The organism is Mycolicibacterium parafortuitum (assembly GCF_002086815.1).
Classification (GTDB): domain Bacteria; phylum Actinomycetota; class Actinomycetes; order Mycobacteriales; family Mycobacteriaceae; genus Mycobacterium; species Mycobacterium parafortuitum.
On record NZ_MVID01000001.1, the window covers coordinates 371,892 to 394,302 of the forward strand.

The following is a 22,411-nucleotide window of genomic DNA, read 5'->3' on the forward strand; positions in this document are numbered from 1 at the left end:
CTAGGATTCATACCGATCCGTCGCTCATCGGGCGGTTCTAACCGGGAAACCGGTCAGCGACATGGAAGGTTGGAGGACCAGTTGGTAGCCGAAGCGCCCCCAATCGGTGAACTTGAGGCCAGGCGCCCTTATCCGGCGCGGATCGGACCCAAGGGCAACCTGCTCTACAAACTGATCACCACCACCGATCACAAGCTGATCGGCATCATGTACTGCGTCGTCTGCTTCGCCTTCTTCCTCATCGGCGGGCTGATGGCGCTGTTCATGCGTACCGAGCTGGCCGTACCCGGCCTGCAGTTCTTGTCGAACGAGCAGTTCAACCAGCTGTTCACCATGCACGGCACGGTGATGCTGCTGTTCTACGCGACGCCCATCGTGTTCGGATTCGCGAACCTGGTGCTGCCGCTGCAGATCGGCGCCCCTGACGTCGCCTTCCCGCGGTTGAACGCGTTCTCGTTCTGGCTGTTCCTGTTCGGCGCGCTGATCGCCACCGCGGGCTTCATCACCCCCGGCGGCGCCGCGGACTTCGGCTGGACCGCCTACTCGCCGCTGACCGACGCCATCCACTCGCCCGGTGCGGGTGCCGACCTGTGGATCATGGGTCTGGCCGTCGGTGGTCTGGGCACCATCCTCGGTGGCGTCAACATGATCACCACCGTGGTCTGCATGCGCGCCCCCGGTATGACCATGTTCCGGATGCCGATCTTCACCTGGAACATCCTGGTGACCTCGATCCTGGTGCTGCTGGCCTTCCCGATCCTGACCGCCGCGCTGTTCGGCCTCGCCGCCGACCGCCACCTGGGCGCCCACGTCTACGACCCGGCCAACGGCGGCGTCCTGCTGTGGCAGCACCTGTTCTGGTTCTTCGGCCACCCCGAGGTCTACATCATCGCGCTGCCGTTCTTCGGCATCGTGTCCGAGATCTTCCCGGTGTTCAGCCGCAAACCGATCTTCGGCTACACCACGCTGATCTACGCGACGCTGGGCATCGCCGCGCTGTCGATCGCCGTGTGGGCGCACCACATGTACGCCACCGGAGCCGTTCTCCTTCCCTTCTTCAGTTTCATGACGTTCCTGATCGCCGTCCCGACGGGCATCAAGTTCTTCAACTGGATCGGCACGATGTGGAAGGGCCAGTTGACGTTCGAGACACCGATGCTGTTCTCGGTCGGCTTCATCATCACGTTCCTGCTCGGTGGCCTGTCCGGCGTGCTGCTGGCCAGCCCGCCGCTGGACTTCCACGTCACCGACAGCTACTTCGTGATCGCGCACTTCCACTACGTGCTGTTCGGCACCATCGTGTTCGCGACCTACGCCGGTATCTACTTCTGGTTCCCGAAGATGACCGGACGCCTGCTCGACGAGCGTCTCGGCAAGCTGCACTTCTGGCTGACGTTCATCGGCTTCCACACCACGTTCCTGGTGCAGCACTGGCTGGGCGACGAAGGTATGCCGCGCCGCTACGCCGACTACCTGCCGTCGGACGGGTTCACGACACTGAACATCGTGTCCACGATCGGGGCGTTCATCCTCGGCCTGTCGACGCTGCCGTTCCTGTGGAACGTGTTCAAGAGCTGGCGTTACGGCGAGGTCGTCACCGTCGACGACCCGTGGGGCTACGGCAACTCCCTGGAGTGGGCCACCAGCTGCCCGCCGCCGCGGCACAACTTCACCGAGCTGCCCCGGATCCGTTCCGAGCGACCGGCCTTCGAGCTGCACTACCCGCACATGATCGAGCGGATGCGCCGCGAAGCCCACGTCGGCCGGGCCCACGGCCCCGAGGACGGCGACGTGACCCGTCTCGATGAAGCTGACGTCCGCACCTGACGGTGACAACCCGCGACACCCGGGAGTGAGCACTCGCCGTGACTGAACCGTCCGGCTCCTCGCGCGAGCGCTCGTCGGAACCCCTCGGCTCCTCGCGCGAGCGCTCGTCGGTCCTCATCACCGTGACCGGACGCGATCAGCCCGGCGTCACCTCGGCCCTGTTCGAGGTGCTGTCCCGGCACCGGGTCGAGCTGCTCAACGTCGAACAGGTCGTCGTCCGCAACCGGCTCACCCTCGGGGTGCTGGTCGCGGCCGCGCCGGAGGTGGCCTCCGGGACGCAGTTCCGGTCCGAGGTCGAAGCCGCCATCCACGGTGTCGGCCTCGAGGTCACCATCGAGGGCAGCGACGGCCTGCCGGTGATGCGGGTCCCGTCCACGCACACCATCGTCGTGCTCGGGCGGCCCATCACCGCCGAGGCCTTCGGTGTCGTGGCCCGCGAAGCGGCCGCGCTCGGTGTGAACATCGACTTCATCCGCGGCGTGTCCGACTATCCGGTCACCGGGCTCGAACTGCGCGTCTCGGTGCCCTCGGGCGTATACGGCGAACTGCAGGCCGTGCTCGCCCGGGTCTCCGTCGAGGAAGGCGTCGACATCGCCGTCGAGGACTACAGCCTCGCGCGGCGTGCCAAGCGGCTCATCGTGTTCGACGTCGACTCCACGCTGATCCAAGGCGAGGTCATCGAGATGCTGGCCGCGCACGCCGGCGCCGAGGCCGCCGTCGCCGAGGTCACCGAAGCCGCGATGCGCGGCGAACTCGACTTCGCCGAATCCCTGCACCGCCGCGTCGCCACCCTGGAAGGCCTGCCTGCCGAGGTCGTCGACGAAGTCGCCGCCAAGCTGGAGCTGACCCCGGGCGCGCGCACCACCATCCGCACCCTGCGACGTCTCGGCTACTACTGCGGCGTGGTGTCGGGCGGGTTCCGGCAGGTGATCCAGCCGCTGGCCGAGGAACTCATGCTGGACTACGTCGCGGCCAACCATCTCGAGATCGTCGACGGGAAACTCACCGGCAGGGTGATCGGGCCCGTCATCGACCGGCCGGCAAAAGCCAAGGCGCTACGCGATTTCGCCGCCCAGGTCGGGGTGCCGCTGCAGCAGACCGTCGCCGTCGGTGACGGCGCCAACGACATCGACATGCTCTCGGCGGCCGGGCTCGGGGTGGCGTTCAACGCCAAACCGGCGCTGCGCGAGGTCGCCGATGCGTCGCTGAGCCACCCTTACCTCGACACGGTGCTGTTCCTGCTGGGGATCACCCGCGGCGAGATCGAGGCGGCCGACGCGCTCGACGGCGTGGTGCGCCGCGTCGACATCCCCGACTGATCCCACCCGACCGGTTCACACCACAACCGTCACCGGCTCCGGCGCCGTCAGCCCCGTGACGCTGCGCCACGCCCGCGCCAGCAGTTCGATCGCCTCCACGAGTTGATCGTCGGGCAACGTGAACGGCACCCGGATGAAGCGCTCCAGCGTGCCGTCCACCCCGAACCTCGGCCCGGGCGGAATCTCCAGCCCCATCCGCGACGCCGCCGCCGACAGTGCCGAACTCATCGGTGCGGGCAGCCGCACCCACACCGACATCCCACCCTTGCCGGGCATCGGCTGCCAGTCCGGCAGATGCTCGGCAAGCAGCCTCAGCAGCAGCGCCCGCCGCGACCGCAGGATCTCCCGCCGTTCCGGCAGCACATCGGCCTCGGAGGCCAGAAGCCTTGCGGCCGCGAGCTGTTCGAGGATCGGGGTGCCCATGTCGATGGCGGGCCGCATCGCCGCGATCGTCGCCAGCGTCGCGCGCTCGGCCCTGATCCAGCCGATCCGCAGCCCACCCCAGAACGACTTCGACATCGATCCGACCGTCATCACCAGATCGCGGCGGGCGGTCATCGCCGACGCCAGCGGGGCGGGCACCTGCTCGTCGAGCCACATGTCGGTGATCGTCTCGTCGACGATCGTGCGGGTGCGGGTCTCGGCGATGATGTGGGCGAGCCGGTTGCGGTCCGCGACGGGCATGGTCAGCCCGGTCGGGTTCTGATTGTCCGGGATCAGGTAGGCCAGTTTGGGGGCCAGTTGGCGGATCGCGGCCTCGACCGCGTCCAGCTCCCAGCCGTCCGGGGTCATCGCGACCGGAACGGGACGCAGTCCGCGGTTGGCCATCGCGGCCAGCGCCCCGTGGTAGGTAGGTTGCTCGACGAGCACCCGGTCGTCGGGCTGGGTGTAGGTGGCCAGGATCAGCCCGATCGCGTGCAGCGCCCCGGTCGTCACCATGATCTCGTCCGGGTCGGTGGGAAGTCCTCGTGCGCAGTACTTTTCGGCGATCGCGGCGCGCAACGGCGCAACCCCGGTGAGGTCGATGCCGATGTCCTGAAGATACGGGGGCACCTGCTCGGCGGCCTCGGAGAACGCCCGGGCGGCCACCGATGCCGGGGCGGCGAGGGTCGCGGCGGCCAGATTCGCGGCCACCACGACCGGCGGGGCGACCAGGGTCGGGCCCAGCGGCAGCGCCGTGGTGCTGCGGGCACCGCGGCGCGCATGGAGGTAGCCGTCCTCGCGCAACTGGCTGTAGGCGGCGGTGACGGTGGTCCGGGAGACCCGCAGGGCATCGGCCAGTGCCCGCTCGCTGGGCAGACGCGCCCCGACGGGCACCCGGCCGTCGACGATCAGCAGCCGGATCGCGTCGGCCAGCCCGTGGTAGGCGGGGCCGCTGCGACTGGAGGTCCGCCAGTGCCCCAACTCGCGGGCCAGTAAGTCCACATCGAGCGATCTGGTTGCCAGTGCCTCAGTCATTGCGGCCAGTATTGCCCAACTGGCTATTGATAGGCAAGCCACTTCGATCGGATCATGGCCTCTATGACGCACTGGATATCTCGGCTGGGCCGGCGGCTGGCCGATCTGTACTACCTACCGTCCATGGGCAGTGCCATCGACGAGCGCGATTCCGATGCACGCCGGATCCGCAGCGAGCTGGACGCCATCCGGATGCATTTCCCGGATCACTCGTGAGGCTCGGCGCAGGCGCCCTGCGCGGTGCCGCGCTGTTGACCGGTCTGTGTGGCTATGGAGTCTCGATGGCCATGATGGTCCGCGCCGGCCTCGGCCTGGACCCGTGGGACGTGTTTCACCAGGGCCTGGCGCTGCGCACCGGCATGAGCATCGGGGCGGCGTCGGCGGTGGTCGGCGTCGCGGTCCTGCTCGCCTGGATCCCGCTGCGCAACCGGCCTGGCATCGGCACCGTCGCCAACGTCATCGTCATTGCGGTGACGGTCGACGCCGCGCTCTGGATTCTCCCGGCGCCGGAGACCCTGCCGGTTCGGATCGCACTGATGACCTCGGCGGTGGTGCTCAACGCGTTCAGCACCGTGCTCTACATCGGCGCCGGGCTGGGTCCGGGACCTCGCGACGGTCTGATGACCGGGCTGGTGGTCCGCACCGGACGCTCGGTTCGTCTGGTCCGCACCACGATCGAGGTCGCGGTGCTGACCGTGGGCTGGCTGCTCGGCGGCACGGTGGGGGTCGGCACCGTGGTCTACGCATTCGGCATCGGACCGCTGGTGCAGCTGTTCGTGCGCCTGACCCCGCGGCGGCTGCTGGCGGCGAGTGGTTGGGCGCCGGTGGATACTGCACAGCGCGGCACGGGCGAGCCGGCCGCGTTGCCGGCGGGATCGGTGTCGCCTGCGGATGAGGCCGACACGGGCTGTCTACGATGAGCGGGTGCCTGTCGAGGAAGTAGAAGCAGCAGATCCTGACCTACTGATCGACTTCGCCGAAGTCACCCTGCGCCGCAATGGCCGGGTCCTGGTCGGGCCGGTGACCTGGGCCGTCGAGCTCGACGAGCGGTGGGTGGTGATCGGCCCCAACGGTGCCGGCAAGACATCGCTGCTGCGCATGGCCGCGGCGATGGAGCACCCGTCGTCGGGAACGGCGTATGTGCTCGGCGAGCGGCTGGGTCGGGTCGACATGGCCGAGTTGCGGTCCCGGGTGGGGCTCAGCAGCGCCGCCCTGGCCCAGCGCATCCCCGACGAGGAGACCGTGCGCGATCTCGTGGTGTCCGCCGGGTACGCGGTCCTCGGCAGGTGGCGGGAGACCTACGACGACGTCGACTACGAGCGGGCCGTCGACATGCTGGAGAGCGTCGGCGCCGAGCATCTCGCCGAGCGCACCTACGGCACGCTGAGCGAAGGCGAGCGTAAGCGGGTGCTGATCGCGCGAGCCCTGATGACCGACCCGGAACTGCTGCTGCTCGACGAGCCGGCCGCCGGACTCGACCTTGGCGGGCGCGAGGAACTCGTCGCGCGGATGAGCGATCTGGCCGCCGACCCCGACGCACCGGCCCTGGTGCTGGTCACCCATCACGTCGAGGAGATCCCGCCGGGGTTCTCGCACTGCCTGATCCTGTCCGAGGGTGCGGTGGTCGCCTCCGGTCTGCTCGGCGACGTGCTGACGGCGGAGAACCTGTCCACCGCGTTCGGGCAGTCGATCGCGCTGGACGTGATCGACGGACGCTATTTCGCGCGGCGGGTCCGTAGCCGTGCGGCGCACAGGAGGCGGCAATGAGCGAACTGAAGACCGAGAGCGCGCCGGATCCGCTGGTGCCGCGGCCGGCCGCGACGGTGATGCTGGTGCGCGACACCCCCGAGGGCATCAAGATCTTCCTGATGCGCAGGCATTCGGCGATGGACTTCGTCGCAGGTGTGATGGTGTTCCCCGGGGGCGGGGTCGACGACCGCGACCGCAACGCCGACGTGGCCTGGCACGGCCCCGACCGGCAGTGGTGGGCCGAGCGGCTCGGGGTGGATTCCGACCTGGCCGAGGCGCTGGTCTGTGCGGCGGCGCGGGAGACGTTCGAGGAGTCCGGCGTGCTGTTCGCCGGCGCCGCCGACGATCCGGACCTGCTGGTCGACGACGCATCGGTGTACCGCGAGCAGCGGGCCGCGCTGGAGAACAAGTCACTGTCCTTCGGCGAGTTCCTGCGCTCGGAGAACCTGGTGCTGCGCGCGGATCTGTTGCGGCCGTGGGCCAACTGGGTGACCCCGAAGGAGGAGCGCACCCGCCGCTACGACACCTACTTCTTCGTCGGCGCGCTGCCCAAGGGGCAACGTGCCGACGGTGACAACACCGAGACCGACAAGGCCGACTGGGTGACCCCGCAGGCCGCGCTCGACGACTTCGCCGAGGGCCGCAGCTTCCTGCTGCCGCCCACCTGGACGCAACTCGACGCGCTCAACGGCCGCACCGTGTCCGAGGTGCTCGCCGTGGAACGCAAGATCGTCGCGATCGAGCCGTCCCTGTCGGCGAAACGGGGCGGCAACTGGGAGATCGAGTTCTTCGACAGCGACCGCTACAACGCCGCTCGCAATCGCCGCTCACCCCAGGGCTACACCGACGGGGCACCGCTGGCGTGAGGGAATTCGTCGCCATCGTTGTGCCAGAGGAAGCCGTAGTTCCAGAGGAAGCCGTCGTTCCCGAGGAGGAAGCCGCGCCCAGGCACGGGCGGATCGCGACTCTGCTGCTGTCGCGGCCGCCCCGCAACGCGCTGACCCGGCAGGTGTACCGGGAGATCACCGAGGCCGTCGCCGAGCTGGCCGAGCGTGACGACGTGTCCGCGGTGATCGTGTTCGGCGGCCACGAGATCTTCTCCGCCGGCGAGGATCTGCCCGAGCTGCAGACGCTGAACCGCGCCGAGGCCGAAGCCGCCGACGAGGTGTGCGCGCAGGCCGTCGCCGCGGTGGCCGCGCTGCCCAAACCGACCGTCGCGGCGATCACCGGGTACGCGCTGGGGGCCGGCCTCACGCTGGCGCTGGCGTGCGACTGGCGGGTCAGCGGCGACAACGTGAAGTTCGGCGCGACCGAGATCCTGGCCGGCCTGGCGCCCGCCGGTGACGGCGCCGCGCGGCTGGCCGCCGCGATCGGCTCCAGCAAGGCCAAGGATTTGGTGTTCAGCGGGCGGTTCGTCGACGCCAGGGAGGCCCACGACGTCGGCCTGATCGACGAGATGGTGGCACCCGACACCGTCTACGACGCGGCGCACACCTGGGCGAGCCGTTTCACCGACTATCCGGCCGACGTGCTGGCCGCGGCGAAGGCATCGTTCTCCGGGCCACGGGACGGGCGTTAGGCTGCCCTGATGACGACTTCAGATGTCACCGATCCCGCGCCGCAGCCTCGCGCGACCAAGGAGCAGGTCGAAGCCGCGATGCACGACACCAAGCTCGCCCAGGTGCTCTATCACGACTGGGAGGCCGAGACCTACGACGAGAAGTGGTCGATCTCCTACGACCAGCGCTGCGTGGACTACGCCCGCGGCCGCTTCGACGCCGCGGTCCCCGAAGAGGTGCAGCGCGAGCTGCCCTACGACCGCGCCCTCGAGCTCGGCTGCGGCACCGGGTTCTTCCTGCTCAACCTGATCCAGGCCGGTGTCGCCCGGCGCGGGTCGGTCACCGACCTGTCGCCCGGCATGGTCAAGGTCGCCACCCGCAACGGCCAGTCGCTCGGGCTCGACATCGACGGCCGGGTCGCCGACGCCGAGGGCATCCCGTACGAGGACAACACCTTCGATCTGGTGGTCGGGCACGCCGTGCTGCACCACATCCCCGACGTGGAGCTGTCGCTGCGCGAGGTCGTGCGGGTGCTCAAGCCGGGCGGGCGCTTCGTGTTCGCCGGCGAGCCGACGACCGTGGGGAACCGCTACGCCCGCGAGCTGTCGACGCTGACCTGGCACATCGCGACCAACGTGACGAAGCTTCCGATGCTGGCCGGCTGGCGCCGCCCGCAGGAAGAGCTCGACGAGTCCTCGCGCGCTGCGGCTCTGGAGGCCGTCGTCGACCTGCACACGTTCGACCCCGCGGATCTGGAGCGGATGGCCACCAATGCCGGGGCCGTCGAAGTGCGCACCGCCAGCGAGGAATTCACCGCCGCGATGCTCGGCTGGCCGGTCCGCACGTTCGAGGCAGCCGTGCCGCCGGGCCGATTGGGTTGGGGCTGGGCGAAATTCGCGTTCAACAGCTGGACCACCCTGTCCTGGGTCGATGCCAACGTCCTGCGCCGGGTCGTCCCGAAGGGCTGGTTCTACAACGTGATGATCACCGGGGTCAAGCCGTCGTAGCCTTCGGCCTCGACGATGTGCGGTACCTGCGCAGCGGCACCGGACGTCTGGCATTGGCCGAGGTCGCGCGGTACGCGCTGACCGACTCCTCCCTGGTATCCGACATCGCCTCGGCGAGAAAGGATTACGGGGATCGCACCGCGGTGCTCGTGGAGACGGTGCGGCTGCGCCGCAAGGCGGCCGCGAAGTTCGCCGATGCCTCACAGTGGTTGTTCACCGACGAGGCGCTGCAGCAGGCCACCGCCGCACCCGTCGCCGAGCATCGCGCCCGGCGACTCGCCGGTGCCACGGTGCACGACGCCACCTGCTCGATCGGCACCGAGTTGGCGGTGCTGCGTGACCATGCGGCGGTCGTGCTCGGCAGCGACATCGACCCGGTACGCGTCGCGATGGCCCGCCACAACCTCGGGCCGGACGTCATGCTGTGCCGGGCGGATGCGTTGCGGCCCATCACAAGAGGCGCCGTCGTCATCGTGGATCCGGCCCGCCGCACCGGTGCGCGGCGCCGGTTCGACCCCCGCTCCTACGTTCCGCCGCTCGACGCCCTCCTTGAGGTTCTCGCCGATCGCGAGTACGCCGTGAAGTGTGCTCCCGGAATTGATTTCGCCGTGCTGGCGCAACTCGGATTCACCGGCGAGATCGAGGTGACCTCGGCCGGCGGCAGCGTCAGGGAAGCCTGCCTGTGGTCACCGGGTCTGGCCGGCGGGGGAGTGCACCGGCGCGCGACCGTACTCGACACCGGTGAGCAGATCACCGACGCCGACCCGCACGAGTGCGCGGTCGCGCCGGCCGGCCGGTGGATCGTCGACCCCGACGGCGCGGTGGTGCGCGCCGGGCTGGTGCGTCATTACGCCGCCAGGCACGGCCTGTGGCAACTCGATCCCGACATCGCCTACCTGTCCGGGGACGCATTGCCCTACGGGGTGCGCGGGTTCGAAGTGCTGGACCAGGTGCCGTTCAGCGAACGTGTCCTGCGCCAGGAACTTTCGGCGCGTGACGTCGGGGTGCTGGAGATCCTCGTGCGCGGCGTCGACGTCGATCCCGACACGCTGCGCACCCGGCTGCGGCCGCGTGGCACCACCGCACTGACCATCGTCATCACCCGGCTGGGCACCGGAGCGGCAAGCCGGGCAACGGCATTCCTATGTCGTCCGTCACGTTGAATTCATCCCGTACCCTGGGCGGTAACGGCATCGACACCGACGCCGAACTTTCCTACGTAGCCCCTGATTCCTGAGGACGTCGACGATGCGCATTCTCGCTGCTGCCCTGACGGCTGCCGCCGTCTCGGCGAACCTGATGGCCGCCCCGGCGGCCGTCGCCCAGCCGACGGCCGCCGCCACCGTGTCGGCGTGCGGCGAGCTCGGGGGCACCGTCGACGCCGACGACATGTGTCGCGTGCACGTCGAGAACCCGACCTATCGGCTGGATTACAGCTTCCCCGCCGACTACCCGGACCAGCAGGCGCTGACCGACTACCTGACCCAGACCAGGGACGGCTTCGTCAACGTCTCCGGGATGCCGGGCTCGTGGAACCTGCCCTACGTGCTCGACGGCCGCGGCACCGGTTACCGCACCGGCCCCGACGACGGCGGGACCCGCAGCGTCGTTTTCGAGATGTACGAGAATGTCGGCGGCGCGCACCCGCAGACCTGGTTCAAATCCTTCAACTGGGACGTCACCAAGAACGCGCCGATCACGTTCGACACGCTGTTCAAGCCCGGCACCGAGCCGCTGACGGAGATCTTCCCGATCGTGCAGTCGGAGATCTCCCGCCAGCTCGGCATCGACGCGCCGATCTCACCGTCCGACGGGCTCGACCCGGCCAAGTACACCGAGTTCGCGATCACCGACGACGCGGTGATCTTCTACTTCGGTCAGGGCGAGATCATGCCCGGAGCCGGTGGCGCGCTGCAGGCGACGGTCCCGCGCCAGGCGATCGCGTCGACGCTGGCGCTGGAGCCGCCGCGCGTCACCCCCTAGCCGACGGCTGCAGTTCGTGGGAGGCCTTCGGGTCGTAGTTCTCCCAGAACGTCGCGTTCTTGATCCCGAGCGCCACCGGATCGAACACCGGGTCCAGACCCGCCTTCTTCTGCTTCTCGTAGTCCCACAGCGCCTTGTAGGCGGGTTTCTGCAAAATCAGGATTCCGATGATGTTCAACCAGGCCATCAGCCCGACACCGATGTCACCGAGCACCCACGCCTCGGTCGCGGTCGAGACACACCCCATCACGACCGACACCAGGATCAGCGCCTGCAGCAGCATGGTCAGCGTCGCGCCGATCGTTCCGGGCAGGAATCGGACATCGATGGTGGCGAAGCGCCCGAGCATGAACCGCAGATTGGTCTCGGCCATGTAGTAGTACGCGACGATCGTGGTGAAGCAGAAGAACGCCAGCGACACCGCGATGAACGTCGAACCGGCGCCGTTCCAGAGGCTGTCGAAGCCCGCCTGCGCGTACGCGGGCCCGACCTCGACCGTCGTCGCGAGCAGTCCGCCTTCCGACAGCACCGCCCCCGACTCGCTCTCACCCTCGAACACCCGGTACGCGCCGGTCGACAGGATCAGGAAGCCGGTGGCCGAGCAGATGAACAGCGTGTCGACGTACACCGCGAACGCCTGCACCAGACCCTGCTTGGCGGGGTGTGACACCTCGGCGGCCGCGGCCGCGTGCGGTCCGGTGCCCTGGCCCGCCTCATTGGAGTAGACGCCGCGTTTGACACCCCACATCACCGCGGAACCGAGGATGGCGCCGAACGTGGAGTCCAGGCCGAACGCGCTGGAGAAGACCAGCTGGATCACCCCGGGCAGCGCGTCGATGTTGACCACGACGATGACCAGCGCGAGCACGATGTAGACGACGGCCATGAACGGCACCACGATCGACGCGAACGCCGCGATGCGCTTCACCCCGCCGATGATCACGAAGCCGAGCACGATCACGGTGCCGACGGCGACCCACCACTTGGAGAAGCCCCACGCCGAGTTCATCGCCGAGGCCATCGAGTTCGACTGCACGCTCGGCAGCAGCAGACCACACGCCAGGATCGTCACCGCGGCGAACAGCAGACCGTACAGCTTGAAGAACGGCCGCGCCGCGGTGTGCTCGAACGCCTTGCTGAAGTAGTAGGCCGGTCCGCCGCGGTACTCGCCGGTGAGTCGGTCACGCGTCTTGTAGATCTGGCCCAGCGTGCACTCCACGAACGACGTGGACGCGCCGAGGAACGCCATCATCCACATCCAGAACAGCGCCCCTGGACCGCCGAACGCGATGGCGGTCGCGACACCGGCGATGTTGCCGGTGCCCACGCGTCCGGCCAGCGACATGGTCAGCGCCTGGAAGCTGGAGACCCCCGACGGGGACTTCTCGCCCCGCAACATCAGGCGGATCATCTCGGGAACCTGTCTGACTTGGACAAGTCTGCTGCGGACGGAGAAGTAGATTCCGGTGGCCAGACAGAGATAGACGAGCGCGTTGCTCCATACGTAACTGTTGACGGCGTCCAGGAATTCTGACACGTAAACGACCCCTCTTCGTCGATTTTTCCGGCGATCCCCGCGTCCCCATGCTCGCAGGTACGGCGCCGGACCGTGTTGCCCTCAGGTGAATTGGTCGTTAGTTACCCGGGCATCAAACGGTCATGCAGGGTCGAACCCGTAGACCTGTCCGTCGGAGGTGGCCACGACCACGCGCCGGTCGTGCCCGACCGACACACCGACCGGCCAACCGCTGGCGTTGGGCAGGCGGTAGGTGTTGACAGGGTTGCCGTCGCCGAGGGTGAAGATCCGCAGGGCCAGGCCCGCCGACTCGCCCTCACCGTCCGGGATCACCGTGTAGCCGAGGCCGGCCAGGCTGGACGTCGTCAGCGGCGTGGTGTCCTCGCGGGTCCACACCTCCTCGCCGCCGGATGCGGTGTCGCGGATCGCGGTCAGCCGGGAACCGGGCCCGCCACCGGCGATGATCAGCCCATCGGGGGTCACCGACGGCGGGGTCTGCGCCAAATAGTCCAGCGGCACGGACCACTTCTCGGTGCCGTCGGCAGCGTTGATGGCCCACAGATGCTCGTCGCGGCCGTTGACGTACACCGTCGACCCGTCGGCCGACATCACCGGGCTGGCCAGCGGGCCACCACCGACCGCGTCGCTGGTCCACTCCCGGGTCAACAGTGGGGTCTGGCCCTGCTGGTAGCGCAGACCGACCAAAACCGGCTTCTCGGCGCCGGGCTCCCACAACGACAGCACGATCATGCCGGTGGTTTCGGAGAACGCCGGCGCCGCCGCCACCGGGCACTCCGGACGGCCGAGACGGCAGTCGGCGAGACCGCGCTCGGAATCCCTCGGATCCACCCCGTCGACCAGGTCGAGGGAGGTGCCGGACACGGTGCCGCGGTGCGCGTCGAAGACCAGCACCTGGCCCAGATGCGTGACGGCCAGGAGCTGGCCCGGCGCCACCATCCGCGTGGTCAGCGGCAGGCCGATGACCGGTCGGCGCCACCGCACCCACTGGGTCGGGGGGAAGGACTGCAGCAGGCCGGGCTGGCCGATGTAGAGGTTGTCGAAGCCGTCGAACAACGGGCTCGCGATGCCGCCGCCCAGCACCAGCCGGGTGCACCAGCGCTGCCGGCCGCGGTTGTCGACCTCCCAGACCATCAACGAGCAGCCGCCCTCGGTCTGGGCGTTGACGGCCAGGTAGTTGCCCGAGCCGAGCGCCACCTGCGCGCCCAGGCTGCCCTTCACCGAGCGGCCCCAGTCCAGCTGCAGCGCTTCGGCCCCCTCGACTGGGGAGAAGCTGCTGTTGGCGGCGTCGTGGTACTGCGCCGACCAGCCGGTCGCCGCGCGGGCCTGCACCCAGGAATCGGTGTTGCCGCAGCCGGCGAGTACGACGGCGAGCATCGCCGTCCAAGCCACCACGATGATTCGCCGGAGCACGGGATCCCTTCTCATCACGTCGACGTCGAGCCCTCGTGAGGGTAACCGGTGGGTCCGGCGGAGGCCGGAAGCCGGGCCCCGGGATGTCACAGCCGAGCGCGTAGGCTCTTCGGCCATGACGACGATGTGGGGTGCACCGCTGCACAAACGCTGGCGGGGGTCGCGCTTGCGGGATCCACGTCAGGCCAAGTTCCTCACCGCGGCATCGCTGAGATGGGTGATCGCCAACCGCGCCTACACCCCGTGGTACCTGGTGCGGTACTGGCGGCTGCTGAAGTTCAAGCTGACCAACCCGCACATCATCACCAGGGGCATGGTGTTCCTCGGCAAGGACGTCGAGATCCAGTCGACGCCGGAGCTGGCGCAGATGGAGATCGGCCGCTGGGTACACATCGGCGACAAGAACACCATCCGCTGCCACGAGGGGTCGCTGCGCATCGGCGACAAGGTGGTGCTCGGCCGCGACAACGTCATCAACACCTATCTGGACATCGAGCTCGGCGACTCCGTGCTGATGGCCGACTGGTGCTACATCTGCGACTTCGACCACAAGATGGACAGCATCGAGCTGCCCATCAAGGACCAGGGCATCGTCAAGGGACCGGTCCGCATCGGACCCGACACCTGGGTCGGTGTCAAGGTCAGCGTGCTGCGCAACACCACGATCGGCCGCGGCTGCGTGCTCGGCTCCCACGCCGTGGTGCGCGGTGACATCCCGGACTTCTCCATCGCCGTCGGCGCCCCCGCCAAGGTGGTCAAGAACCGCAAGCTGTCCTGGGAGACCTCGGCGGCCGAGCGGGCCGAGCTGGCGGCTGCGCTCGCGGACATCGAACGCAAGAAGGCCGCGCAGAAGTAACCGCTGTCGACGCGAGGATCAAGCGCTCATCAGTTGTTTCCTCTTCGCGCAAGCGCTCATCAGTTGTTTCTTCTTCGCGCAAGCGCTCATCAGTTGTTTCTTCTTCGCGCAAGCGCTCATCAGTTGTTTCTTCTTCGCGCAAGCGCTCATCAGTTGTTTCTTCTTCGCGCAAGCGCTCATCAGTTGTTTCTTCTTCGCGCAAGCGCTCATCAGTTGTTTCTTCTTCGCGCAAGCGCTCATCAGCGCTGTCTTTTCCTCTTCGCGCAAGCGCTCATCAGCGCCCTGGCAGCGGGCGCTCCACGATCGGCCTCCTCGACTGCGGCCGGCGCACCGCCCGCTTGGCCGCCAGATACACCTGCGCGGTCTCCGCGGCCACGGTATGCCACGCGAAATCTGAGGTCAGCCGCGCCCGTGCCGCGGCCGCGCGGTCCTGGGCGGCCTGCGGGGAATCGAGCACCGCGCGGATCGCGGTGGCCAGCGCGGTGACATCACCCGGGGGATAGGACATCCCCGTGACGCCGTCGATCACGGCCTCGCCGAGCCCACCGGCCGTCGAGGTGACCAGAGGTGTGCCTGCTGCGGCGGCTTCGAGCGCGACGATGCCGAACGGTTCGTAGTGCGACGGCAGCACGGCAACGTCGGCCTGATGGAGGAGGCGCAGCAGCTCCTGATGATCCACGCGGCCAACGAAATTGGTCGCCTTGACCACCTTGTGCTTGCGGGCCTGCTCGGTGAGGAAATCCAGTTGGGTGCCGTCTCCGGCGATGGTCAGCGTGGTGCCGGGATGGGTGCGGCGAATCTTGGGCAGCGCCGCGATCGCGTCGTGCACGCCCTTCTCGTACTCCAGGCGGCCGAAATACAGCAGCTCGGCAGGGCCCGCGTGGGACCGCCGCGGCGCGAACGGCCAGCCGTCGGTGTCGATGCCGTTCGGGATCACCGCGATGTCGGCGAGTTCCGGACCGAACAACGTGGTGATCTCGTCGCACATCGACGCCGAACAGGTGATCAACGAGTCCGAGTCGCGCACCAGCCAGGACTCCAGCGCGTGCACCTGACGGCTCACCGGACCGGACACCCAGCCGGAGTGCCTGCCGGCCTCCGTCGCGTGGATCGTGGAAACCAGTGGCACGTCGAAGAACTGGGCCAGCGCCACCGCCGGATGGGCGACCAGCCAGTCGTGGGCGTGCACGAGGTCGGGACGCCAGTCACCCAACGCGAACCCGGCGCGGATCATCGCGTGCCCCATCGCCAGCACCCAGGCCATCATGTCGGTGCCGAACGCGAACTCGTGCGGGTCCTCGGCGGCCGCGATCACCCGCACGCCCTCGCAGATCTCGTCGGTGGTCGGGTGGCTCTGCGGGTCGGTGCCCGTCGGGCGGCGGCTGAGCACGACAACCTCGTGGCCCGCATTCACCAGCTCGGTGGCCAGGTGGTGCACGTGGCGTCCGAGACCGCCGATCACCACCGGCGGGTACTCCCAGGAGACCAGCAGGATCTTCATCTTCATGGGCCGGGCAGCCTCCGTGCGTCGAGCGCGCCGAACAGTCCGTCGGCGCGGTTCCAGCCCTCGGCGAGCCGCTGGGCCTGATCACGGCGACCCGCCGCCAGCGCCGCCGAGATCTCCCGCGTCGCATGGGCGTGCAGGTGTGCGCGGTAACGCGCGTAATCGGCCGCGGAGTCCTTGCTGACCATGAACGGCCAGTCGCTGGACACCGTCAACAGGGTCTCGCGCAGGATCTGGTCGGCGACGAAATCCCTTGGCGTCGGCGCATCCAGCGACGCCCGGTGGGCGAGTGCCTTGTCGACGGTGCTCAACGCGGTGTCGACGACCTCGTTGTTGAGCCGCACCAGATCGGCAACCTTCTCGCCCGACCAGACCTGCCAGTCCTTGCCCGAACCCCAAGAGCTGGGCGGCAATTCGACCGGTGCGCCGACGTAGCCCGCGGTGATCGCATCTGAGAGCGTGCCGACCCGCACCCCGGCGGCGGGCAGCGCCCGCAACACCCGTTCCAGCCACAGCGGACCCTCGTACCACCAGTGGCCGAACAGTTCGGTGTCGAACGCGGCGACCACGTGCGCGGGACGCCCGATGCGGGCACTCTCGGCCGTCAACCGGTCGCGCACCGTCTCGACGAAATCGGCCACATGGACGTCGACGGCGGCCGATGCACGGTCGAAGTCGTAGGGCGCCTTGGCATTCGAGGGCACGCTGCGACCCGTCACGCGCGCCGGCTTGAGGCCGGTGGCGTGGTCGTAGGTGTGGAAGTCGCGGTACGCCGCGTGACCCGGATAGCCGGACTTCGGCGACCACACGCGGTAACTGACCTGAAGATCCCGGCCGAACGCGACCACATCGGAGTCACCGACCGGCCGGCCCAGTGCGGTGTCGCCGCGCAGGGACGGCCCGTCGACCATGAAGTGGCTGACACCCGCTGCCGCGTAACCGGCCTCCATGCCGGGGGCGTACGCGCATTCGGGTGCCCAGATCCCGGTGGGCGAGTGGGCGAACCGCGCCCCGGCGTCGGCCAGTCCCTCGCGCAACGCGAACTCCCGCAGACGAGAGTTCAGCAACGGTTGGAACGGATGCGCCAGCGGGCCGCCGAGCAGTTCGATGACCTCGCCGTCGAGCAGTTCACGGAACACCGGGCTGCCGCCGTGACGCCACAGCGTGTCGAACTCGTCGAGCTCGCGTTCGGCCTCGGCGTACTCGCGGGCGCCGAAGCGGCGCAGCGCATCCGGTTCGGACGCGGGTGAGGCGCCCGGCTCCGCGCTGCGGGTGGACGCCGCCTCAAGGGCCCGCAGCTGCCAGTTCGCCAGCCAGTGGTGCATGCCCTGCAGGCAGTACGGGTCATCGAGCTGGGCGGCGACCACCGGTGTGACGCCGAGGGTCACCAGGTGGCGCCGGTTCTCGGCGGCCAGCGTGCGCAGCACCCGCACCAGCGGTAGGTACGCCGCCGACCACGACTGGTAGAGCCACTCCTCACCGACGGGCCAGCGGCCGTGATGGGCCAGCCACGGCAGATGGGTGTGCAGGACCAGCGTGAAGAGCCCGGGGACGGGCTCCGCCGTCGAATCGGTCACGGCCGCACCGCGATCGCGACCAGATCCAGGCTGTCGTCGATCGGCCGGGTCTCGGACCCGGGGGCCAGGTCGAAGTGGTCGATGGTCACCGACTCCACGTCGGCGAGCAGCTCGGCCGGCCACGGGGCGTCGGCCAGGGCGCGCGCGATCTGCGCGTCGATGATCGAACCGCCGTGGCGCGCGTCGAGCTCGGCGAGCCCGGGACCGTGGTACACCCCGAGCATGGCCTCCATCCGGAACCCGGCGGCCTCCAGCAGTTCGGTCAGCTCCGCGGCGTTGAGCTCGCGGGTGTGGAACGGATTGACCGGGGTGTCGCGCCCGGGGGAGAAGGTGATGCGGTTCGGGGTCGACATCAGCAGCGTCCCGCCCGGGCGCAGCACCCGGGCGCACTCGGCGACGAACTGGCCCTGATCCCACAGATGCTCGATCACCTGGAAGTTGACCACCACGTCGACCGCGCCGTCCGGCAGCGGAAGCTCGGCCAGGTTGCCGTGACGCATGTCGACGCGCGGATACCGGGCCCGCACGTGCGCGACCGCGCTCTCGTCGTAGTCCAGGCCGATCACGCTGCGCGCCACGTCGGCGATCAGGTCGGCGCCGTAACCCTCACCGCTGCCGGCCTCCAGCACGTCGCGGTCACGGCAACGCTCGACCAGTCGTCGGTACACCACCTCGTGGCGGCGGAACCAGTAGTTCTCCTCGGCCAGGCCGGGGATGGTTCGTTCGCCGGTGAGAGGTAGTCCCGGATCGTCGTCGGTCACAGATGCGCTCATCAGAAAGGCAGGCTAACCCGTAACCGACCGTAGGCGAACTCTTCGCATCGTCGTTGTGGTCGCCGCGCCGACAGATCGCAAACTTCGACCAGTTATGGTGTTCCTGCGTAGCGCCTGAAGTTACCCGTGGGTAACATGGGGTTGATTGCATCAATCGTGGTATTGCAGGCCGGCCAACGGCCTCATCGAGGAGGACGAACCAGAGTCATGACGAATATCGTGGTCCTGATCAAACAGGTCCCTGACACGTGGTCCGAGCGCAAGCTGTCCGAGGGTGACTGGACGCTCGACCGGGAGGCCGCCGACGCCGTACTCGACGAGATCAACGAGCGCGCCGTCGAAGAAGCGCTGCTCATCAAGGAGCGGGAAGGTGGAGACAGCACCGTCACCGTGCTGACCGCCGGTCCCGAGCGCGCCACCGAGGCCATCCGCAAGGCCCTGTCCATGGGTGCCGACAAGGCCGTGCACCTGCTCGACGACGGCCTGCACGGCTCCGACATGGTGCAGACGGGCTGGGCGCTGGCCCGCGCGCTGGGCACCATCGAGGGCACCGAGCTGGTCATCGCCGGTAACGAGGCCACCGACGGCACCGGCGGCGCCGTGCCGGCGATCATCGCCGAGTACCTGGGCCTGCCGCAGCTGACCCACGTGCGCAAGCTGTCCGTCGAGAACGGCAAGGTCACCGCCGAGCGCGAGACCGACGACGGCGTGTTCACCCTCGAGGCATCGCTGCCCGCCGTGGTCAGCGTCAACGAGAAGATCAACGAGCCCCGCTTCCCGTCCTTCAAGGGCATCATGGCCGCGAAGAAGAAGGAAGTCACCACCCTGACGCTGGCCGAGATCGGCGTCGAGGCAGACGAGGTCGGCGTCGCCAACGCCGGTTCCAAGGTGCTGTCCTCGACCCCGAAGCCGCCGAAGACCGCAGGCGAGAAGGTCACCGACGAAGGCGACGGCGGCACGAAGATCGCCGAGTACCTGGTCGGTCAGAAAATCATCTAGCAGATCATTCCTTCTGGACTTGAGAAACGAGAGACATTTACATGGCTGAAGTACTCGTGCTCGTGGAGCACGCCGAAGGTGCGCTGAAGAAGGTCACCGCCGAACTGATCACCGCGGCCCGCGCGCTGGGTGAGCCCTCCGCCGTCGTGGTGGGCAAGCCCGGCACCGCCGAACCCCTGGTGGACGGTCTGAAGTCGGCCGGCGCCGCCAAGATCTACGTCGCCGAATCCGACGACGCGGAGAACTACCTGATCACCCCGTACGTGGACGTGCTGGCCTCGCTGGCCGAGTCGGCGTCGCCCGCGGCCGTGCTGCTGGCCGCCAGCGCCGACGGCAAGGAGATCGCGGGACGTCTCGCCGCCCGCATCGGCGCAGGCATCCTCAGCGACGTCGTCGACGTCAAGGACGGCGGCAAGGCCGTCCACTCGATCTTCGGCGGTGCCTACACCGTCGAGGCCGAGGCCGTCGGCGACACCCCGGTGATCACCGTGCGTCCCGGTGCGATCGAGGCGGCGCCGTCCGACGGCGCCGGTGAGGTCGTCAACGTCGAGGTGCCCGCACCCGCGGAGAACGCCACCAAGATCACGTCGCGGGAGCCCGCCGTCGCCGGCGATCGTCCGGAACTCACCGAGGCGAGCGTCGTCGTGGCCGGTGGCCGCGGTGTCGGCAGCGCCGAGAACTTCGGCATCGTCGAGGAACTCGCCGACTCGCTGGGTGCCGCCGTCGGCGCGTCCCGCGCCGCGGTCGACTCCGGCTACTACCCGGGCCAGTTCCAGGTCGGTCAGACCGGCAAGACCGTGTCCCCGCAGCTGTACATCGCGCTGGGCATCTCCGGTGCGATCCAGCACCGGGCCGGTATGCAGACGTCGAAGACGATCATCGCGGTCAACAAGGACGAAGAGGCGCCGATCTTCGAGATCGCCGATCTCGGCATCGTCGGTGACCTGTTCAAGGTCACCCCGCAGCTGACCGAGGCGGTCAAGGCCCGCAAGGGATAGTCCGCAGCGCAGGCAACCGAGGCCCCCATCTCACAGCGAGGTGGGGGCCTCGTGCGTGCCGGGTCAGGCCCGACACGTCCCGAACCGTCATCTGACGCTCACGAACACGTCACGCGCCGATTGCCGGGCCGCCGGACGGCTGCACCACCGTGACGGCCATGAGCACTGCATCCGTACTCATCCCCGGCGAGACGTTCCTGCCATCCGGCCCGGCGCCGCGCTACAGCCTGTTGCTGTGCACCGACCCGGGCTCCATCGAGGCCGCCCAGCGGCTGCGCCACGACGTGTTCAGCGCCGAGCCGGGATTCACCCTGCGCGACGCCGGTTCGGACGGCCGCGACGCCGACCGCTTCGACGACTACTGCGATCACCTTCTGGTCCGCGACGACGGCACCGGCGAGTTCGTCGGCTGCTACCGTATGCTGCCCCCGCCGGCGGCGATCGCCGCCGGCGGCCTCTACACCGCAACGGAATTCGACGTCTCGGCGCTGGACCCGCTGCGCCCGTCGCTGGTCGAGATGGGTCGCGCGGTGGTGCGTGACGGGCATCGGCACGGCGCCGTGGTGCTGCTGATGTGGGCCGGCATCCTGGCCTATCTGGACCGCAGCGGCTACGACTACGTCGCAGGCTGTGTCTCGGTTCCCGTCGTCGATCCCACTGGTCTGACCCCGGCCGGCAGCCGTCTGCGCGGTGTGCGCGACGCGGTGTTGCGCCGGCATGCCGCGCCGCCCGAGTGGACCGTGCACCCGCACCGCCCGGTGGTGGTCGACGGCCGTCCGCTCGACGACATCGCTGCCCCGGCACGGGTGACGCTGCCGCCGCTTCTGCGCGGCTACCTGAGGCTGGGCGCGCAGGTGTGCGGCGAACCCGCCCACGATCCGCAGTTCGGGGTCGGCGACTTCCCGGCGCTGCTCGACAAACGCCGCGCCGACGTCCGGTACCTGCGCCGGCTGCGGTCGGCCGGCGCCGCCGCCGCGGCCGGGGCACGCTCGTGACTCTCGCCGCCCGGCACGCGTGGGTGCAGGCCGCACCGTGCGGCCCCGGCTGTGTGCGCTCCGGCGCCGACGAACCGGGCCGCCGGTGGGTGGTCGCGCTGCGGACCGCGCTGCGGGTCACCGCGGCGGTGACGCTGCTGGCCGGGGTCTGGCTGCTCGCGCTGCCGTTGCCCGGCCGGGTAACGCTGCAGCGCGGCTACTGCCGGTTGATGCTGCGCAGCCTCGGCGTGCGGATGCGGGTCTCGGGCGGCCCGATCCGCAACCTTCCGGGTGTGCTGGTCGTCAGCGGCCACGTGTCCTGGCTGGACGTCTTCGCGATCGGCGCGGTGCTGCCGGGGTCGTTCGTCGCGCGGGCCGACCTGCTGCGCCTGCCCGCCCTCGGCCAGGTCGTGCGGATGATGAGGATCATCCCGATCGAGCGCGACCGGCTGCGTCGACTCCCGGAGGTGGTGGCCGCCGTCAGCGCCCGCCTGGCCGCCGGTCACACGGTGGTCGCGTTCCCCGAGGCCACCACCTGGTGCGGGCTGAGCCACGGCCGCTTCCGGCCGGCGATGTTCCAGGCCGCCGTCGACGCGGGCCGGCCGGTGCAGCCGGTGCGGCTTCGCTACCGCCACCGCGACGGCCGACCGTCCACGGTGCCGGCGTTCGTCGGTGACGACAGCCTGCCTGCGTCGATCGCGCGGGTGATCACCGCCCGCCGCACCGTGTGCGACCTGCAGGTCGAGTCGCTGCAGCTGCCCGGCCGCGACCGCAGGGACCTCGCCGTCCGGTGTGAGGCCGCGGTGCTCGGCCACCCGGCGCCGCGGCGGCAGGCCAGCCCGGCCGGCTGCGACGCGGCCTCGGCGCTGTCCGCCTGAGCG

General features: G+C 69.2%; 22 protein-coding genes. 15 read left to right on the forward strand and 7 right to left on the reverse strand.

The features are described 5' to 3' along the window. Positions 1-81 precede the first annotated feature (81 nt). Together ctaD and serB are read left to right on the forward strand one after the other, a co-directional pair. Entirely contained in the window at positions 82-1,827 is a 1,746-nt protein-coding gene (ctaD, locus tag BST38_RS01715; protein WP_083141684.1) for an aa3-type cytochrome oxidase subunit I, read from the forward strand. 38 nt (positions 1,828-1,865) lie between these two features. Continuing rightward, complete coding sequence (gene serB / locus BST38_RS01720; protein ID WP_420872531.1) at positions 1,866-3,146, forward strand: phosphoserine phosphatase SerB; 1,281 nt, start codon at positions 1,866-1,868, stop codon at positions 3,144-3,146. A gap of 15 nt (positions 3,147-3,161) precedes the next feature. Here serB and yczR read toward each other — a convergent pair whose 3' ends face one another. Then, the gene (gene yczR / locus BST38_RS01725; RefSeq protein ID WP_083141492.1) at positions 3,162-4,604 is read right to left on the reverse strand and encodes a MocR-like transcription factor YczR; all 1,443 of its coding nucleotides are present in this window, start codon (positions 4,602-4,604) and stop codon (positions 3,162-3,164) included. Positions 4,605-4,658: 54 nt separating this feature from the next. Between yczR and BST38_RS29305 the strand changes: the two genes are divergently transcribed. The 8 genes from BST38_RS29305 (at position 4,659) to BST38_RS01760 (ending at position 10,902) form a co-directional block, all read left to right on the forward strand. Next, complete coding sequence (locus BST38_RS29305; protein WP_165761542.1) at positions 4,659-4,820, forward strand: hypothetical protein; 162 nt, start codon at positions 4,659-4,661, stop codon at positions 4,818-4,820. A gap of 65 nt (positions 4,821-4,885) precedes the next feature. Further along, positions 4,886-5,524 (forward strand): membrane protein YczE, encoded by a 639-nt coding sequence (yczE, locus tag BST38_RS01730; protein WP_237160634.1) that lies wholly within the window; start codon positions 4,886-4,888, stop codon positions 5,522-5,524. Continuing rightward, a complete protein-coding gene (locus BST38_RS01735) occupies positions 5,496-6,371 on the forward strand; it encodes an ABC transporter ATP-binding protein (protein ID WP_083141494.1) in 876 nt (291 codons plus the stop codon). The genes yczE and BST38_RS01735 overlap by 29 nt, the downstream gene beginning before the upstream one ends. Then, on the forward strand, positions 6,368-7,219 hold the full coding sequence (locus BST38_RS01740) for an NUDIX hydrolase (RefSeq protein WP_083141495.1): 852 nt from the start codon (positions 6,368-6,370) through the stop codon (positions 7,217-7,219). The genes BST38_RS01735 and BST38_RS01740 overlap by 4 nt, the downstream gene beginning before the upstream one ends. Further along, a complete protein-coding gene (locus tag BST38_RS01745) occupies positions 7,216-7,932 on the forward strand; it encodes an enoyl-CoA hydratase (RefSeq protein ID WP_083141496.1) in 717 nt (238 codons plus the stop codon). The genes BST38_RS01740 and BST38_RS01745 overlap by 4 nt, the downstream gene beginning before the upstream one ends. A gap of 9 nt (positions 7,933-7,941) precedes the next feature. Continuing rightward, complete coding sequence (locus tag BST38_RS01750) at positions 7,942-8,919, forward strand: class I SAM-dependent methyltransferase (protein ID WP_083141497.1); 978 nt, start codon at positions 7,942-7,944, stop codon at positions 8,917-8,919. Beyond that, entirely contained in the window at positions 8,877-10,082 is a 1,206-nt protein-coding gene (locus BST38_RS01755; protein ID WP_237160646.1) for a class I SAM-dependent methyltransferase, read from the forward strand. Before BST38_RS01750 ends, BST38_RS01755 begins: the two co-directional genes overlap by 43 nt. 85 nt (positions 10,083-10,167) lie before the next feature. Beyond that, positions 10,168-10,902: an esterase gene (locus BST38_RS01760; protein WP_083141498.1), complete on the forward strand. Its 735-nt coding sequence runs from the start codon at positions 10,168-10,170 to the stop codon at positions 10,900-10,902. On the opposite strand, the gene BST38_RS01765 is transcribed toward BST38_RS01760, so the two are convergent. Continuing rightward, entirely contained in the window at positions 10,892-12,439 is a 1,548-nt protein-coding gene (locus tag BST38_RS01765) for an alanine/glycine:cation symporter family protein (protein ID WP_083141499.1), read from the reverse strand. The genes BST38_RS01760 and BST38_RS01765 overlap by 11 nt on opposite strands. A gap of 120 nt (positions 12,440-12,559) precedes the next feature. Continuing rightward, positions 12,560-13,849 (reverse strand): BamB-related PQQ repeat family beta-propellar protein, encoded by a 1,290-nt coding sequence (locus BST38_RS01770; protein WP_083141500.1) that lies wholly within the window; start codon positions 13,847-13,849, stop codon positions 12,560-12,562. A gap of 115 nt (positions 13,850-13,964) precedes the next feature. Between BST38_RS01770 and BST38_RS01775 the strand changes: the two genes are divergently transcribed. Continuing rightward, entirely contained in the window at positions 13,965-14,705 is a 741-nt protein-coding gene (locus tag BST38_RS01775) for an acyltransferase (RefSeq protein WP_083141501.1), read from the forward strand. An 18-nt stretch (positions 14,706-14,723) separates the two neighbouring features. Here BST38_RS01775 and BST38_RS29310 read toward each other — a convergent pair whose 3' ends face one another. Genes BST38_RS29310 through BST38_RS01795 form a run of 4 tightly spaced genes read right to left on the reverse strand, consistent with a single transcriptional unit; the run spans position 14,724 to position 18,559 of the window. Beyond that, a complete protein-coding gene (locus BST38_RS29310; RefSeq protein ID WP_165761543.1) occupies positions 14,724-14,972 on the reverse strand; it encodes a hypothetical protein in 249 nt (82 codons plus the stop codon). A gap of 7 nt (positions 14,973-14,979) precedes the next feature. After that, complete coding sequence (locus BST38_RS01785; RefSeq protein WP_181792118.1) at positions 14,980-16,206, reverse strand: glycosyltransferase family 4 protein; 1,227 nt, start codon at positions 16,204-16,206, stop codon at positions 14,980-14,982. Between the two features lie 2 nt (positions 16,207-16,208). Then, positions 16,209-17,786 carry a 1,4-alpha-glucan branching protein domain-containing protein gene (locus BST38_RS01790; protein ID WP_083141503.1) on the reverse strand — a complete coding sequence of 526 codons (1,578 nt, stop codon included), beginning with the start codon at positions 17,784-17,786 and terminating at the stop codon, positions 16,209-16,211. After that, complete coding sequence (locus BST38_RS01795; RefSeq protein ID WP_083141504.1) at positions 17,783-18,559, reverse strand: class I SAM-dependent methyltransferase; 777 nt, start codon at positions 18,557-18,559, stop codon at positions 17,783-17,785. Before BST38_RS01795 ends, BST38_RS01790 begins: the two co-directional genes overlap by 4 nt. Positions 18,560-18,766: 207 nt before the next feature. On the opposite strand from BST38_RS01795, the gene BST38_RS01800 reads away from it, so the two are divergent. The 4 genes from BST38_RS01800 (at position 18,767) to BST38_RS01815 (ending at position 22,408) form a co-directional block, all read left to right on the forward strand. Further along, the gene (locus BST38_RS01800; RefSeq protein ID WP_083141505.1) at positions 18,767-19,558 is read left to right on the forward strand and encodes an electron transfer flavoprotein subunit beta/FixA family protein; all 792 of its coding nucleotides are present in this window, start codon (positions 18,767-18,769) and stop codon (positions 19,556-19,558) included. A 41-nt stretch (positions 19,559-19,599) separates the two neighbouring features. Further along, the gene (locus tag BST38_RS01805) at positions 19,600-20,556 is read left to right on the forward strand and encodes an electron transfer flavoprotein subunit alpha/FixB family protein (protein ID WP_083141506.1); all 957 of its coding nucleotides are present in this window, start codon (positions 19,600-19,602) and stop codon (positions 20,554-20,556) included. A 158-nt stretch (positions 20,557-20,714) separates the two neighbouring features. Beyond that, a complete protein-coding gene (locus tag BST38_RS01810) occupies positions 20,715-21,551 on the forward strand; it encodes a GNAT family N-acetyltransferase (protein ID WP_083141507.1) in 837 nt (278 codons plus the stop codon). Beyond that, positions 21,548-22,408: a lysophospholipid acyltransferase family protein gene (locus tag BST38_RS01815; protein ID WP_083141508.1), complete on the forward strand. Its 861-nt coding sequence runs from the start codon at positions 21,548-21,550 to the stop codon at positions 22,406-22,408. Before BST38_RS01810 ends, BST38_RS01815 begins: the two co-directional genes overlap by 4 nt. The last annotated feature ends 3 nt before the right edge of the window (positions 22,409-22,411 follow it).

Coding starts and splice junctions, on each gene's coding strand:
- yczR (WP_083141492.1), bottom strand. CDS start 4,604: ATGACTGAGGCACTGGCAACCAGATCGCTCGATGTGGACTTACTGGCC.
- BST38_RS29305 (WP_165761542.1), top strand. CDS start 4,659: ATGGCCTCTATGACGCACTGGATATCTCGGCTGGGCCGGCGGCTGGCC.
- yczE (WP_237160634.1), top strand. CDS start 4,886: ATGGCCATGATGGTCCGCGCCGGCCTCGGCCTGGACCCGTGGGACGTG.
- BST38_RS01735 (WP_083141494.1), top strand. CDS start 5,496: ATGAGGCCGACACGGGCTGTCTACGATGAGCGGGTGCCTGTCGAGGAA.
- BST38_RS01740 (WP_083141495.1), top strand. CDS start 6,368: ATGAGCGAACTGAAGACCGAGAGCGCGCCGGATCCGCTGGTGCCGCGG.
- BST38_RS01750 (WP_083141497.1), top strand. CDS start 7,942: ATGACGACTTCAGATGTCACCGATCCCGCGCCGCAGCCTCGCGCGACC.
- BST38_RS01760 (WP_083141498.1), top strand. CDS start 10,168: ATGCGCATTCTCGCTGCTGCCCTGACGGCTGCCGCCGTCTCGGCGAAC.
- BST38_RS01775 (WP_083141501.1), top strand. CDS start 13,965: ATGACGACGATGTGGGGTGCACCGCTGCACAAACGCTGGCGGGGGTCG.
- BST38_RS01785 (WP_181792118.1), bottom strand. CDS start 16,206: ATGAAGATCCTGCTGGTCTCCTGGGAGTACCCGCCGGTGGTGATCGGC.
- BST38_RS01795 (WP_083141504.1), bottom strand. CDS start 18,559: ATGAGCGCATCTGTGACCGACGACGATCCGGGACTACCTCTCACCGGC.
- BST38_RS01800 (WP_083141505.1), top strand. CDS start 18,767: ATGACGAATATCGTGGTCCTGATCAAACAGGTCCCTGACACGTGGTCC.
- BST38_RS01805 (WP_083141506.1), top strand. CDS start 19,600: ATGGCTGAAGTACTCGTGCTCGTGGAGCACGCCGAAGGTGCGCTGAAG.
- BST38_RS01810 (WP_083141507.1), top strand. CDS start 20,715: ATGAGCACTGCATCCGTACTCATCCCCGGCGAGACGTTCCTGCCATCC.